This is a genomic window from Candidimonas nitroreducens, from assembly GCF_002209565.1.
In the GTDB taxonomy this organism is placed as follows: Bacteria; Pseudomonadota; Gammaproteobacteria; order Burkholderiales; family Burkholderiaceae_B; genus Candidimonas; species Candidimonas nitroreducens.
The window spans coordinates 40,052-53,642 of record NZ_NJIH01000004.1 but is presented as its reverse complement, the minus strand read 5'-3'; the positions used below and the strand labels follow the sequence as shown (position 1 = coordinate 53,642).

The following is a 13,591-nucleotide window of genomic DNA, read 5'->3' as shown; positions in this document are numbered from 1 at the left end:
CCGGCAAGGAGCGGGCTGTGCGCCGGCCTCTTGGCAGCAGCGGCCCGCCACTGCCTTCAATGATAGTTGTGCGGCACCAGGAAGCCGCGCGCGGCGGCCAGATCCGGCTCTATCCCCAGGCCGGGCGCGTCCGGCAGCGTGACCACGCCCTCGTCCGGGCGCAGCAGCGGGCCGGCGAACAGGTCGCGCAGCGGGTTCGGATTCGAATCCACTTCCACATAGCCGGGGTGGCCGACGCTCGCCTTGAGCTGCATCGCGGCTACCAGGCCCACCCCGCCGCCCAGCCAATGAGGGCAGAACATGCGCTGCGCGGCGATGGCGCGGCGTGCCACCGGCAGGCAGCCGCTGAAGCCGCCCCACTTGCCCGGGTCGGGCTGGATCACCGCGAGCGAGCCGCTGCTTATGACCGCGTCGAACTGCGCGTCGCCGCGCAGGTTTTCTCCGGCGGCCAGGGGCAGCGGGCTGGCCTGCGCCAGCCGGCGCCATTGTTCCAGGCTGGAGTCGGCGCGCAGCGGCTCTTCCAGCCAGATGGGGCCGTATTTGGCCAGCCTGCGGCTCATGTGGGCGGCGGCTGCCTCGTCCCAGGCCTGGTTGGCGTCGATCATCAGCGCCGTATCCGGCCCGAACTGCTCGCGCAGTGCGCGCAGATTGAGCACGTCGCGCTCTTCGCCGAAGCCGACCTTGAGCTTGAAGGCGCGGTAGCCTTCGGCGTGCTTGGCCGCTGCCAGCCGCTGCGGCTCGCTGGGACTCAGCCCCGAGGCGTAGGTACTGATGCGCGGCGTGCCGCCGAACATGCGCCATAGCGGCTGGCCCAGGCGCCGGGCGGCCAGATCCCACAGCGCCAGGTCGGCCCCGGCTATGGCCTGTGCCACGGTGCCGGGTTCGCCGGTTTGTATGGCCAGCACCTCGAGGCGTCGGCTCAGGGTTTCGAAGGCCTCGGCCGGGTGCGCCCACTGCCGTTCCTGCAAAATGGGCGCCACGCACGATTCCAGCATGCGCGCGCGATGTTCGGCCCCGACGCCGGGAAAATTGCACCAGATCTCGCCCCAGCCGTGAGCGCCGTCATGATCTTCGATGCGCACTAGCACCGCAGGGCGATCGTGCATGACGCCGAACGAGGTTCGCACCGGTTCTTCGATGGGGGCGCGGTACACAAAGGCCTGGATCTTGGCCGGATGGATAGGCGGGGTGTCTGGGAATTGATGCATGGTGTTTTGTCCTTGCCCCTCATTGCCGGGGGGCGCCGGTATCCGGGTGCGGCCGCTGCCGGCACCGCTATGTGCATAAGGGCTTGCGCCGGGTCAGAACGGCTGGCGCAGCACAATGTCGGCGCCTTTCTCGCCGATCATGATGGACGCGGCGTTGGTGTTGGCGGAGATGATTTCGGGCATGACCGAGGCATCGATCACGCGCAGCCGCTGCGCCCCGCGCACTTTCAGTGCCGGATCCACCACGGACGTATCGTCCGAGCCCATGCGGCAGGTACCTACCGGATGAAACACGGTGCCGCCCGCCTCGCGGGCGAAGTCCAGGACTTCCTGACGTGTGCGCCGCTGCGCCCCGGGCAGCACCTCGGTGTCGACCAAGCTCCTGAATGCCGGCTGATTGTAGATCTCGCGCAGCATTTCGACGCCGGCGGCCAGGGTGTTGCGATCCCGCTCTTCGCTCAGGTAGCGCGTCTCGATGCGCGGCGCCTGCAGCGGATCAGCCGATTGGATCTGCAGGCGGCCGCGCGAGGCCGGCCGGCACTGGCAGGCCGAAGCCGTGAAGCCGGGATAGTCATGCAGCGGCGTGCCGGGCTTGTCGACCGACAGCGGCATGACATTGAATTGCATGTCGGCGCGGCCGGCGGACGCGTACGGCGTGCAGGCGAAGCCGCCCACTTGACCGGCGCCCACCGTCAGAGGCCCGGAATGGCGGAACAGCCATTCGAGGCCCATGGAGGCGAGCTTGCAGGGGTTGCGCACGTCGTTGTTCAGCGACAGCTTCTTCTTCAGGCGCACGATAGTGCGCGCCTGGTAATGGTCTTTGAGGTTCTCGCCCACTTCGGGCGCGTCCACGATCACCGGAATGCCGTGGCTTTGCAGCAGTTGCGCCGGCCCGATGCCCGAGAGCTGCAGTATTTGCGGCGACTGGATCGTGCCGGCCGACAGGATGACCTCTCGCTCGGCGCGGGCCTGCGCCAGTTGGCCGTCATGGCCCCATTCGACACCGACTGCGGTGGTGCCCTCGAACAGCACGCGCCGCAGGTGCGCACGCGTCAGCACCGTAAGATTGGGGCGGCGGCGCACAGGCGCAAGAAAGCACACCGCGGCGCTGGAGCGCCAGCCCTTGTACATCGATAGCTGGTAGGCGCCCACCCCGTATTCGGTGGCGCCGTTGAAGTCGGGGTTGTAGGGCAGGCCGAACTGCTGGCCCGCCTTGACCCAGGCTGCGCAGTAGGGATGGTCGTTCTTCAGGTTGGAGACGCCCAGCTCGCCGTGGCCGCCATGGTATTCACTGTCGCCGCCCTCGTAGTGTTCCGAGCGCCGGAAGAAGGGCAGTACCGAGCCATAGTCCCAGCCCGTCGCCCCCTTCTGCGCCCAGTCGTCGTAGTCGCGGTGCTGGCCGCGGATGTAGATGAGGCCGTTGATCGAGCTGGATCCGCCGACCACGCGGCCGCGCGGCCAGATGATGTTGCGGCCCGCCGTGCCCTCGCAGGGCTCGGTGTCGAACAGGCGCGAGAAGCGCGTGTCGTAGATGGTCTTGAAATACCCCACCGGCAGGTGTAGCCAGAAGTTGCGGTCTTTGCCGCCCGCTTCGATCAGCAGCACCCGTACAGCCGGATCGGCCGACAGCCGGTTGGCCAGCACGCAGCCGGCCGAGCCGGCCCCGACGATGATGTAGTCATAGGCGGGCACGGCCCCGGCCGCGCCCGCTGCCGGGGATGTCCGCCCCTGGTTTTGTGTCATGCCTTGACCACCTTCAGATAGATGCTTGGATCGAAGTACTTCGAGGCCGGCACCGAATTCGAGATGTGCGCGAAGTCGACGAAGAAGTCGGTGACCTGCTGCAGCCATTTCGTGACCGTGCCGTCGGCGTAGCGCTTGGCCCATTCCTTGGACGTGAACATCTTCTGCGCATGGAACTGTTCTTTCAGATCGGGCAGCGGCACGTTCGGGTAGCGCTTGGACTGCAGCTCGGCCAGGGCCTTGTCGGGATTGCCGACGAAATAATCGTTGGCACCGACCCAGGCGCGGATGATGCGTTCGAGCACATCTTTGCGCTTGTCGTAGAAGTCGTTGCGCGCGGCCCAGCCGTCGACGATCGCCGCCTTGGGGTAATAGGCCGAGGCGTCGCCCAGCATCTTGGCGCCGGGCGACTTGTTCTTTACGGGAATGTTGAAAGGCACCCACAGCGCCACCGCCGGCACTGCCTTGGAAATGAAGGCCGTGACCGCGTCGGGCATGCGCTGGTTGACGATTTGTATGTCTTTCTTGGGGTCGATGCCGTGGGCCTTCAGAGCCGTGTCCAGGAACACATGGGCCGTGGTGCCCGCCGTGGTCGAGATCTTCTTGCCCTTCAGGTCGGCCCAGGTCTTCACGCCCATGTCGGGATGCACCCACAGCTGCGCCGTGGCGAACTCGATGTCGTTGATCAGGAATACCTTGCCCTGGCCGCGCGCCGGGAAGTTCGACATGACCGCGCCCGTGCTCAGCACGTCGATGCTGCCGCCGCTCATGGCCTGGAACAATTCCAGCCCGGTCTGGAACTGCACGAATTCCGGCTCCAGGTTCTGCTGCTTCCACAGCCCTTGCGATTCCGCCAGCCACATCTGGCCGTCCACCGCCAGCGTGTGCAGATAGCCCACCTTGATCTTGTCGGTCTTTGCCAGCGCGAGGCCGGGCAGCGCCATGGCGGCGGCGCCGGTGGCCGCCAGGCTGATGAATGTGCGTCGTTTCATGAGTTCGTCTCCATTGTGGTAGGTATCGTATTTAGCGGATGAATGCTGCTTGCTGCGTGCTGCTTGGGTAGGCCTCGGCATGATTGCCCCGCGGTCAGTTCGCGTTTCCTGCCGATGCCTGGGCTTCCTGCGCCGCGTATTCCCGCATGACCTGGTGGTGTATGCGGGCACGCAGCGCATTGAATTCCGCGGTGTCCTGCAAGGTGTGCTGGCGCGGATAAGGGAAAGGGATGTCAACCACCTCCTGGATGCGGGAGGGCCGGGCCGAAATGACCAGAACCTTGTTGGACAGATACACGGCTTCTTCCACGGAATGGGTAATCAGCAGCACCGTCTTGCCTTCGGCGTGCAGCACTTCCAGCAGCAGATCGTGCATGGCGCTGCGCGTCTGCGCGTCGAGCGCGCCGAAAGGTTCGTCCATCAGAACGAATTCCGGGTGCACGGCATAGGTGCGCGCTAGCGCCAGGCGCTGGCGCATGCCGCCCGACAGCATTTTCGGGTAGGCCTTGCGAAAACTCGACAGTCCCATCAGTTCCAGGTAGCGGTCGACGATCTCTTTCTTGGCCTGCGCGCTGCGCTTGCCGCCGGCCTTCAGGTTCAGGCCGAAGGCGATGTTCTGTTCTACAGTCAGCCAGGGGAACACGCCGTACTCCTGGAACATTACGCCGCGGTCGGGGCCCGGCCCCGTTATCGGCTTGCCGTCCAGCAGCACCGCGCCGCTGGTGGGCCGGATGAAGCCGGCCGCCATATTCAGCAGCGTCGTCTTGCCGCAGCCCGAAGGCCCCACCAGGGAAATGAAGTCGCCCTGGTTCACCGAGAAGGACATCTGCCTGACGACTTCCAGGGGGCCGGCCGGTGTCTGGTATTGCATAGATACATTATCGAAACGTATGCGTTCCTTGGATTCCTGCATTTCCGTTCCTCGAAGTGTCGACTCTTGCATCATGGGCTCGCGATTCCGGATCAGCTGTCCGCCTTGTCCTGCCAGCTGACCAGCCGTTCGGAAATCTTGCGCAGTGCCACGTCCATCAGCAGCGCCAGCGCGCCGATGCAGATGATGCCCAGGTATATTGTGCGCAGATCGAAGAACGCCGAGGCATTCTGGATCATCGCGCCCAGGCCGCGCTGTGCGGCCACCAGCTCGGCCGCCACCAGCGTGGCCCAGCCCACGCCCAGCGCCACCCGCAGCGCCGTCAGCATGTGCGGCACCGTCATCGGCACCATCACCTTCAGGAAGATTTCCAGGTCGGTGGCGCCCAAGGTGCGCGCCACCCGGATGTACACCGGGCTGATCTGCATCATGCCTTCGTACATGACGATCACCGCCGCGAAAAACGACGCATAGAACAAGATCACGATCTTGGCCAGCTCGCCGATGCCCAGATATACGATCACCAGCGGGATCAGGGCGATGGGGGGCAGGGCGCGAAAGAAATTGATCAGCGGGTCGATGAAGCGGCGCACCGGCTTGTACCAGCCGATCAGGAAGCCTATGGGCACTGCCGCCAGCATGCCCAGCAGCAGGCCCGCCAATACCCGCTGCAGCGACATCAGCATGTCCACCAGCAGCCCCGCCTGAGTCAGGCGGCTCCAGAAAGTTTGCAGCACTTCCAGAGGAGAGGGCAGCAACCCCGGATTCATCAGGCCTGAAACGCGCAGCAGCGCCCAGAAGGCGATCAGGCACGCGAAGGGGAATACCACCCAGAAAATGCGGCCGAGTACGCCGCGGCGCGGTTTGCTTGCCAATGCTTGTCTCCGTATATAGCGCCAGCTTCCGCTTCGATTGCCGTCCGTCCAGCTGCGCAGCTTTTTGTGCAAAGGGCGGATGCCCGCCTCGTACTGTGTCTACTTGCTTCGGGCGGGTGCCGCGGCCGCCCCGGCGGCGACCCGGCGCCCGTCCGCTGAAACCCGGAACGGGCGATGGACTAGCGGCCATCCCCGCTTTTCTGCCGCTTCTTCCTGGGGGCGGAAGCCCCTTGCATTAAATCGGTTTCGATCTGGATCATGTGCGTCGGGTACTGAATATGCGCGTAATAAATGATGCGGTCGTTTTCGTCTACAAAGGTGCGGCACACATCGGCTATGGGCTCGCCCACCCCGATGCGCAGATGCGCCGCGGTTTCCTCGTCGGCCACCGCCACGCGGGTCACCTGTTTGGCCCCGGCGATCCGCACATCATCGCGGCGCGCCAGCTGCGACACCACGGGAGCCGCACTGAAGGCCTGCGGGTCGGAATCGAAGATCACCTTGTCCAGATAAAGATCGATTACGCAATATGGCACCTCTTTGTGATAGTGCACGCGTTTCAGGTGCCGATAGGCCGGCCCCACTTCGCCAAAAGGAAAAGCCGGGCTCGGCGGCTTTTCGGCCTGCTCGATCAGCAGCAGCTGCACGTTCAGGTCGGCCACCTTCTCGACCAGTTCGTCCAGCGTGTTGGCCAGCTTGAACCAGCGTTCTTCCGACAGATCCTTGGCCACGAACGTGCCGCGTCCGCGCGTACGGCGGATGATGCCGAATTCCTCCAGATAGTCCAGCGCGCCGCGCAAGGTGATGCGCGAAACCTGGTATTCCTTTTCCAGTTCATCGAGCGTCGGAATCTGCTCGCCGTAGCGCCATTCCTGGCTCTCGATCTTCTGCCGCATCAGCTTGGCCATTTGCAGATACAGCGGCATGCGATTGCGGTGCAGGCTTTCCGGCACTTTCTTCATAAAGTTATGCTAATAAGCACAATATAAAAAAGCAAGCCTTTTTACCGTATTTTTGCGTATCGTTCTGCCTCGGAAGCCGATTCGAGCGTCGGAAATTCCGACGCTTAGCAATACAACATTGCGCTATGCCCCGGCATGGATCTTTTCTATCATGGGCATCGTGCCTTCGTAGGCTGAAACGGCAGTCGGGGCTTTGGCCCGCCTCTTTACCGGTGTTGGAACGCTAACCCATGTCTTTGTCCGATGGTCTGTATGTGCATTTGGCGTTCGTCGCTTTTGCGGGTCTTGCTGTATATACGCAGAACCTCACCGGCTTTGCATTGGCGCTGGTGCTGCTGAGCCTGGTCGGCTCGACCAACGTCGTCCCTCTTCCGGACGCCATCAATGCCGTATCGATAATCAATATAGTAAATGCGAGCTATTTTTTGTATCGGCGCAGGCCGTTCAAATTAGAGCGGACGTTCCGGCCGGCGATTGCGGCGAGCTTCGTCGGCTATTTTGTCGGAATGGGCATACTGACGCTGCTGGCGGCGCATGCCGTGGGTGTTCTCAAATCGTTGCTGGGCGTATGCATTATTGGATGCGCGCTGCTGCTGTGGCGAGCGGCCAAGCCGCTGCAGACTCCTTCCAGCGCAAGGGCCTTCGCCTTGGTGGGCGGGGTGTCCGGAATTCTGGGCGGCGTCTTCTCGTCTCCGGGCCCGCCGCTGGTTTATGCGGTCTACAGGCAGCCGTGGCCGATGAAGACGATACAAGAAACGCTGGTGTTCAGTTTCGGCATCGGCGCCGCATTCAGGCTTGCCGTGATGGGCCTGGCGGGGCAGGTGAGCATGCAGGCAGTCTTGCTGGGTTTGGAGTCTCTGCCGGTGGCGTTCTTGATCACGACGTTTGCGGCCAACCGGAAACTGCCATGCTCGCGCGAGGTGTTGAGGCATATTGTGTGCGTATTATTGGCGTGTGCCGGGTTGGGCATGCTGATTTAGGCTTTCTTCATTTCTTTCGTTGGCATCCATGCAAAGTCGTTCGCTGCGCGCATTCCTGGCACTGCATCAATTCGGCACCGTGGCGGCCGCGGCGCAAGTGGTTCATCTGTCGCCCTCCGCCGTGAGCGTCCAATTGAGAAGCCTGGAGCAGGAATTCAATATTGAATTGTTCGTCCGAACGGGGCGGTCGATTACCTTGACCGCCCGGGCTCACCAGCTTGTGCCTTTGGTTCAGCAAATGCTCGACCTGGAAGCCGAAATGGCGTCTTTGGGAAATTCCCGGAGTCTGCGTGGAAGGGTTTCTTTGGGCGTCATCACCAGCACGCTGACCGGCGGGCTTCCCGGGGCCCTGAAGCGGCTCAGTGCCGATCACTCGCAGCTGGAAATCCGCATCACGGCGAATAAATCGCCGGAGCTTGCAGCACAGGTCGAGACCGGGCTGATCGATGCGGCCATCATATCCACGCCGCCGCCGCTCGTTTCCAGCGCGCTTTGCCTGCATCCCCTGTATACGGAGCCATTGGCCCTGGTAATGAGCAGCGAGCGTACATTCACCAGCATTAAAGAGGTTCTCGAAGCCAATCCATATATCGCATTTGACCGCACGACATGGATCGGAAAGCAGATCGAAGGCTTTATCGCCGAAAGAGGATTTTCGGTGCGCCCCGTCATGGAGCTGGATTCGCATGATGCCGTTCTTTCCGTAGTGCGCCACGACATCGGGGTAACCATCCTGCCCGTGCTGTTGGGACATGCCCGTAAAGATGCCGGGCTGCGATTCGTGGAACTCCCCGGCATACACCGGCAGGTCTGCCTGGCGGTGCGCCGTGCAAATAGCGACAGCAAGGCAACGCGGGTTCTGCTCAGCTATTTCAGGGAGTTCGGAACATATGTTCCGCACCCCCAGAAGAAATAAATCAGGCAGGCCTTCTTTTTCCTTTGTTCGTATTCTTTGCGTCCCGGATGCGGGTTCCCACCATCGCCGGCAGCGTCGGTTTTGCCGATGCTGATCTGTCAAAAAATTCGCTTTTATGTGGTCGTGTGACTCTCTACCATAAACCTCTATGAAGCTTGGCTCGAAATGACGCAGCCATTCAAAATCAATCAGGAGGAAATATGAGACGATTGATCACAGCGGGACGACTATGGGTGTTGGCGGCTGCCGCGGTTTGTGCAGTGTCGACGGCGGCGGCGCAGGCTGCGTGGCCGGAACAAACCATTACTCTGGTGGCGCCATTCCCTCCGGGGGGAAACGCTGATTTATTGTCCCGGGCTCTAGGCAAAGATTTGTCGGACGCCTTGGGTCAGCCGGTCATAGTAGAAAACAAGCCGGGCGCCGGCGGAATGCTCGGCTCGCGGTACGTGGCGCGGGCCAAGGCGGACGGCTACACATTGCTGATGGGTGCGTTCTCAAATGTGTTGAACGAGTTTTTCTACACCAAGAAATTATTGGATCTCCGGAAAGATCTGGCTCCCGTCAGCCAAATTGTGAGCATTCCGAATTACGTGGCTGTTGCCAGCAACTCCAAATATAAAAATCTCAAAGATTTGTTGGCCGGGGCAAAGGCGCGTCCCCGGGAAATAACCTGCGGGACTAGTGGTGTCGGCACCAGCTCCGATCTCATTTGCGCGCTTTTGAACGAAATGGCTGGCGTGGCAATCACCAGAATTCCCTATAAGGGCGGTATCCCGGCAATTACGGCGCTTATGGGTGGGCAGATCACATTCATAGCCGCGAACGAGGCATTGCCCTACATCAAGGACAAACGCATTAAAGGCATAGCCGTAACCTCCGGCAAGCGCAGCCCGCTGGCGCCTGAGCTGCCTTCCATGGCGGAAACCGTCCCGGGCCTGGAAATGGAGTCGTGGTATGGGGTTTTTGCACCCGCGGGTACCCCCAAGGCAGTCGTAGACAAGCTGGCTGCGGCAATATCCGCGGCGATGAAAAGCCCGGCCATGAAGAAGCGCCTGGAATTGATCGGAGCAATACCGGTAGGCGGCTCCCCGGCGGAATTCAAGACGCTTATATCCAATGACCTGGACAAGTGGGGAAAGTTGGTCAAACCGCTCAACATCAGGCGCGACTGAAGCCGCCCGAAGCAAGCAAAGGATCCCCGTGTCTTCTGTTTTATACACTCATGGCTGTTTCGCATTCTTTGTAGCGATTGCGGTCTGTGTGCAGAACCTGACGGGGTTCGCCTTTGCGCTGATTCTGCTGGGGCTGGTCGGCCTGACCGACCTGGTGCCATTGCCCGATGCGGTGAGTGCCGTGACGGTGCTGATTATCGTGAATGCGGTGGTGTTTCTTTATCGCCGCAGGCCGGTAAGGCTGGAGCCGGCAATGAAGCCGACGATTGTTGCCAGCTTGCTTGGCGCAGTGCTGGGCATAGGAATCCTTGCGTTTCTCGCGGCGCATGCATTCAGTGTTTTGAAGGCGCTGCTTGGGCTGTGCATCGTAGGCTGCGCGATATTGCTCTGGCGTTCCGCGAAGCCCCTTGCGCTTGCTTCGGGCTGCGTATATTTCACTATCGTGGGGGCCTTGTCCGGTGTGCTCGGCGGCATATTTTCCGCCGCCGGGCCGCCTTTGGTTTATGCCGTGTATCGGCAGCCTTGGCCGGTGGACGTGATCCGCGAATCGTTGATATTTTGTTTCGGTGTAGGGGCCGCGTTCCGGCTGCTTGTAATGATTTTGTCGGGCCTGGTAAGCGCCCAGGCAATGTGGCTGGCCCTGGAGGCCATACCCGTGGTGTTCCTGGTTACGTTCCTGACGGCGAATTTGTCCGTGCCCATTTCGAAAAATACGCTCAAGCACATCGTCTGTGTGTTGCTGATATGCGCGGGTGTGGGCATGTTGCTGTAAGGGCCTGCGCGGCTTCATATTATTGGGCCTGGCAAGAGCAGACAGTCAGTCCCCGAGACGGGCCCACGCGGCGTGCGGCTGCCCGGGTCTCGCATGCATATTTGTGTGCGCCCAAGCCGGTGACCGGCGATATGCGATCAGATCCGCGATCGTCCCGAGCTTGAGCCCGTGCCGGCGGGCGAAAATCACCAGGTCGGGTAGGCGCGCCATTTCGCCGTTGTCTTTCATGATTTCGCAGATTACCGCCGCGGGACGAAAGCCCGCCAGGGCTGCGTAGTCGCAGCCCGCTTCCGTGTGTCCGGGCCGTTCCAGCACCCCGCCTGGTCGAGCCATGAGGGGAAAAACATGGCCGGGCTGCATGAGGTCTTGCGGGCGGCTCGATGGGTCGATCGCCACGTGTACGGTCTTGGCGCGATCCGCGGCCGAGATCCCCGTTGTCGTTCCATGGGCCGCGTCGATCGAGGTGGTGAAATTCGTGCTTCGGCTGCCGGTATGGCGCTGCGCGATCAGAGCCAGGTCGAGTTCTTGGCAGCGTGATTGAGTCAGCGTCAGACAAATCAAGCCGCGGCCGTGCCGGGCCATGAAGTTGATGTCTTCGGCTGAAACACATTCGGCCGCGATGACGAGATCTCCTTCATTTTCCCGGTTCTTGTCGTCGACAAGAATTACCATCTGTCCGGCACGCATAGCCTTCACGATTTCGGCAGGCTCGCTGATGATGAACGCCTCTGGTCGCGTATTGTCTTGAGCCTGGGCATTGGCGAGCGCCGACAACTTCATATTGGGTTTAGGGCCTGTTCACACCGGGCCTGATCCTGGATTAGGTGTATGGCCGGTTTAGGTGCTTTCGATCCCGCATCGCTTATGGGCGTGGATGATGCGATGTAATGTCATGCGTATGCGGGTTCCTGGAACCTGCTGGGCGCGGGGCTGCGGTTGATGACGGCGGGCTCGGCGGCCTGGAATGGGCCGCAGATTTTCCCCCGATAAAATATAAGTGGGCTTTTATGCGTGGCGACGTAGGACAGCACCTCGCCCACGATAATAATATGATCGCCACCGTCATAACGGTGCGCGATACGGCATTCGAAGACTGCGGCGCAGTCCGTAATCAAGGGCATCCCCGCTTGTCCGCGGGTGCAGTCGATGCCGGCAAACCTGTCTATGCCTTTGGTCGAGAATTGCTTGCAGATGTGCTCTTGATCTGCGGCCAGTACATGGATTGCGAATGCATCCACCTTCGAAAAGGCCTCTGCGTTGGAAGACCCGCGATCGAGGCTCCACAGAATCATCGGTGGATCCAGGGAAACCGAATTGAAGCTGGTGGCGGTGAGACCGAAATCCTGTCCGTTCGGTGAGCGTGCGGTTACGACAGTGATGCCGGTCGCGAATGCGCCTAAGGCCCCTCGAAATTGCTTTGGGTCATGGACTGCGCTCATTTCCTTGCCTCCGAATTTGATTGCCTATGTGCCGGGTGTGCCGGCAAGCAGCCTTTGAAAACTTTAAGCACCGCGTTGGAGTCAATATAAGCGGCGGGGCGCAACGAATAAAGTGAAATCGGAATAGCCAGAGTATGAACGTCGTTCATATCTCGAAGGCGTGAGCGTGCGCGGACGGACGATCCCCTATTGGCCGCGGCCCGTGCCGGTAATGAGAGCCTCGCCGCATATGTGGATTGCACCGCCGGCCGTCGATCTTGATGCCTGTTTTGTCCTGATAGATGGGAAATATATCGCATATATTGACATCGAAAATGGCTCACAATAGAATTCATCAAATGTTGAAACTATGTACTAAATAATAGGATTCTATAAAAAATAAAAGAGCCGGCGGACGGCCGCGAGAGTCACAGGCGGCGCGCAGAAGTCCAGCAGGTCGCAAATTCCTCTGTTCCGGTAATGGCTCTGCATGCATGCCGCAACAGGGCGCACAGAGCACACAGATTCGACAACATTCACTCTCGAGAGTGGGACAATTGAAGGAGACACATAGATGAACCGCAATCTCAAGGCGGCGCTTGCCGTCGTGGCCATGGCCGCCGGATGTTTTGCCGGCGCGGCGCATGCCGATTATCCGGATCGGCCGATTCACATGGTGGTGCCTTATCCGCCAGGCGGCACCAATGACAAGCTCATACGCATACTGGGCGATCATCTCAATAAGGAGCTCAAGCAGCCGATCGTTGTAGAAAACCGTGCTGGCGCCGCAACGGCGATCGGTGCTCAATACGTGGAACGCTCGGCCCCGGACGGCTACACCGTGCTGGCCGGTTCGGCGTCCACGTTTTTCGTCAACCCGCTGGTTCGGAAAGACGTCACCTATAGCCTGGCGCGCGATTTCAAGACGGTCGCGATTATTGCCGAAGCGCCCATGGCCTTTCTCGCCAATCCGAATAGCCCGTACAAGTCCATGAAGGACATCATCCGGGCGGCGCAAAAGAGCCCCGGAAAGGTCATGTACGCAACGGGAGGAACCGGAACATCGATGCACTTGGTGTCCGAGGGTTTTGCCGCCAATGCGGGGATCCATCTTCAACACGTGCCGTATCAAGGGGACGCCCCCGCCATGCTGGCCTTGATCAGGGGCGACGTTCCGCTGATGACCGAAGTGGTTTCGGGGGCTGCTGCCATGGTCAAGGCGGGCCAGGCCCGGCCGCTGGCCGTAGGGACTGCCCAAAGGCTGCCTTTATGGCCCGATGTGCCGACGGTTGGCGAGGCGACCGGCATGCAGAATTTCATCGCCTGGACGTGGTGGTCTTTGCAGGTTCCAAAGGCCACACCGGACGCTGCGGTCGACAAGCTCAGAAAAGCCGTTTATCGAGTGCTGGACGAGCCGTCCTTTCAGGCTGCCTTCAAACAAGATGGCCTGATATTCACCGTGCCTAGAAGCGCCAAGGAAATTCAGGACTTTCTGGCCCAGGAAGGTGAGCGGTGGAGTGCGCTTTACAAGACGGTCTTGGCCAATGGCGGAATCAAGCCTTGAGTTTCTGGTTGAGATGAAAGCAGCCCGGGGCGCTCGGAATACGGGCTCGAACGGGCAGGCCGGGCGCATTCGAGGTAGGGCCGGCCCCCGGCGCTGCGTCGGCCGGGCGCCTGGCCGC

General features: G+C 61.1%; 12 protein-coding genes and 1 pseudogene. 5 read left to right on the top strand and 8 right to left on the bottom strand.

Annotated elements, in window-relative coordinates; genetic code table 11:
- Positions 1 to 56 precede the first annotated feature (56 nt).
- The 6 genes from CEY11_RS07755 to CEY11_RS07730 all read right to left on the bottom strand — a co-directional run bounded on the left by CEY11_RS07755 (position 57) and on the right by CEY11_RS07730 (position 6,651).
- A complete protein-coding gene (locus CEY11_RS07755; RefSeq protein WP_088602817.1) occupies positions 57 to 1,208 on the bottom strand; it encodes a mandelate racemase/muconate lactonizing enzyme family protein in 1,152 nt (383 codons plus the stop codon).
- A 93-nt stretch (positions 1,209 to 1,301) separates the two neighbouring features.
- Complete coding sequence (locus CEY11_RS07750) at positions 1,302 to 2,951, bottom strand: GMC family oxidoreductase (protein WP_088602816.1); 1,650 nt, start codon at positions 2,949 to 2,951, stop codon at positions 1,302 to 1,304.
- Complete coding sequence (locus tag CEY11_RS07745; protein WP_088602815.1) at positions 2,948 to 3,943, bottom strand: ABC transporter substrate-binding protein; 996 nt, start codon at positions 3,941 to 3,943, stop codon at positions 2,948 to 2,950. The genes CEY11_RS07750 and CEY11_RS07745 overlap by 4 nt, the downstream gene beginning before the upstream one ends.
- Positions 3,944 to 4,037: 94 nt before the next feature.
- Positions 4,038 to 4,856: an ABC transporter ATP-binding protein gene (locus CEY11_RS07740; RefSeq protein ID WP_088602814.1), complete on the bottom strand. Its 819-nt coding sequence runs from the start codon at positions 4,854 to 4,856 to the stop codon at positions 4,038 to 4,040.
- A 50-nt stretch (positions 4,857 to 4,906) separates the two neighbouring features.
- Positions 4,907 to 5,689, bottom strand: coding sequence for an ABC transporter permease (locus CEY11_RS07735; RefSeq protein ID WP_233154781.1), 783 nt, complete (start codon positions 5,687 to 5,689; stop codon positions 4,907 to 4,909).
- Positions 5,690 to 5,868: 179 nt separating this feature from the next.
- The gene (locus CEY11_RS07730; protein ID WP_088602813.1) at positions 5,869 to 6,651 is read right to left on the bottom strand and encodes a GntR family transcriptional regulator; all 783 of its coding nucleotides are present in this window, start codon (positions 6,649 to 6,651) and stop codon (positions 5,869 to 5,871) included.
- Between the two features lie 230 nt (positions 6,652 to 6,881).
- Between CEY11_RS07730 and CEY11_RS07725 the strand changes: the two genes are divergently transcribed.
- The 4 genes from CEY11_RS07725 to CEY11_RS07710 all read left to right on the top strand — a co-directional run bounded on the left by CEY11_RS07725 (position 6,882) and on the right by CEY11_RS07710 (position 10,491).
- Entirely contained in the window at positions 6,882 to 7,631 is a 750-nt protein-coding gene (locus CEY11_RS07725; RefSeq protein ID WP_233154780.1) for a sulfite exporter TauE/SafE family protein, read from the top strand.
- 28 nt (positions 7,632 to 7,659) lie between these two features.
- On the top strand, positions 7,660 to 8,547 hold the full coding sequence (locus tag CEY11_RS07720; RefSeq protein ID WP_088602812.1) for a LysR family transcriptional regulator: 888 nt from the start codon (positions 7,660 to 7,662) through the stop codon (positions 8,545 to 8,547).
- A gap of 200 nt (positions 8,548 to 8,747) precedes the next feature.
- A complete protein-coding gene (locus tag CEY11_RS07715) occupies positions 8,748 to 9,719 on the top strand; it encodes a Bug family tripartite tricarboxylate transporter substrate binding protein (protein ID WP_088602811.1) in 972 nt (323 codons plus the stop codon).
- Between the two features lie 28 nt (positions 9,720 to 9,747).
- Entirely contained in the window at positions 9,748 to 10,491 is a 744-nt protein-coding gene (locus tag CEY11_RS07710) for a sulfite exporter TauE/SafE family protein (protein ID WP_233154779.1), read from the top strand.
- A gap of 126 nt (positions 10,492 to 10,617) precedes the next feature.
- Here the strand turns inward: CEY11_RS07710 and ribB are convergent.
- Positions 10,618 to 11,271: pseudogene (ribB, locus tag CEY11_RS07705) on the bottom strand (3,4-dihydroxy-2-butanone-4-phosphate synthase); the annotation flags it as partial.
- A 110-nt stretch (positions 11,272 to 11,381) separates the two neighbouring features.
- Complete coding sequence (locus CEY11_RS07700) at positions 11,382 to 11,930, bottom strand: flavin reductase family protein (RefSeq protein WP_088602808.1); 549 nt, start codon at positions 11,928 to 11,930, stop codon at positions 11,382 to 11,384.
- Between the two features lie 553 nt (positions 11,931 to 12,483).
- Between CEY11_RS07700 and CEY11_RS07695 the strand changes: the two genes are divergently transcribed.
- Positions 12,484 to 13,473, top strand: coding sequence for a Bug family tripartite tricarboxylate transporter substrate binding protein (locus CEY11_RS07695; RefSeq protein WP_088602807.1), 990 nt, complete (start codon positions 12,484 to 12,486; stop codon positions 13,471 to 13,473).
- The last annotated feature ends 118 nt before the right edge of the window (positions 13,474 to 13,591 follow it).

Coding starts and splice junctions, on each gene's coding strand:
- CEY11_RS07755 (WP_088602817.1), bottom strand. CDS start 1,208: ATGCATCAATTCCCAGACACCCCGCCTATCCATCCGGCCAAGATCCAG.
- CEY11_RS07750 (WP_088602816.1), bottom strand. CDS start 2,951: ATGACACAAAACCAGGGGCGGACATCCCCGGCAGCGGGCGCGGCCGGG.
- CEY11_RS07745 (WP_088602815.1), bottom strand. CDS start 3,943: ATGAAACGACGCACATTCATCAGCCTGGCGGCCACCGGCGCCGCCGCC.
- CEY11_RS07740 (WP_088602814.1), bottom strand. CDS start 4,856: ATGCAGGAATCCAAGGAACGCATACGTTTCGATAATGTATCTATGCAA.
- CEY11_RS07730 (WP_088602813.1), bottom strand. CDS start 6,651: ATGAAGAAAGTGCCGGAAAGCCTGCACCGCAATCGCATGCCGCTGTAT.
- CEY11_RS07725 (WP_233154780.1), top strand. CDS start 6,882: ATGTCTTTGTCCGATGGTCTGTATGTGCATTTGGCGTTCGTCGCTTTT.
- CEY11_RS07720 (WP_088602812.1), top strand. CDS start 7,660: ATGCAAAGTCGTTCGCTGCGCGCATTCCTGGCACTGCATCAATTCGGC.
- CEY11_RS07715 (WP_088602811.1), top strand. CDS start 8,748: ATGAGACGATTGATCACAGCGGGACGACTATGGGTGTTGGCGGCTGCC.
- CEY11_RS07700 (WP_088602808.1), bottom strand. CDS start 11,930: ATGAGCGCAGTCCATGACCCAAAGCAATTTCGAGGGGCCTTAGGCGCA.
- CEY11_RS07695 (WP_088602807.1), top strand. CDS start 12,484: ATGAACCGCAATCTCAAGGCGGCGCTTGCCGTCGTGGCCATGGCCGCC.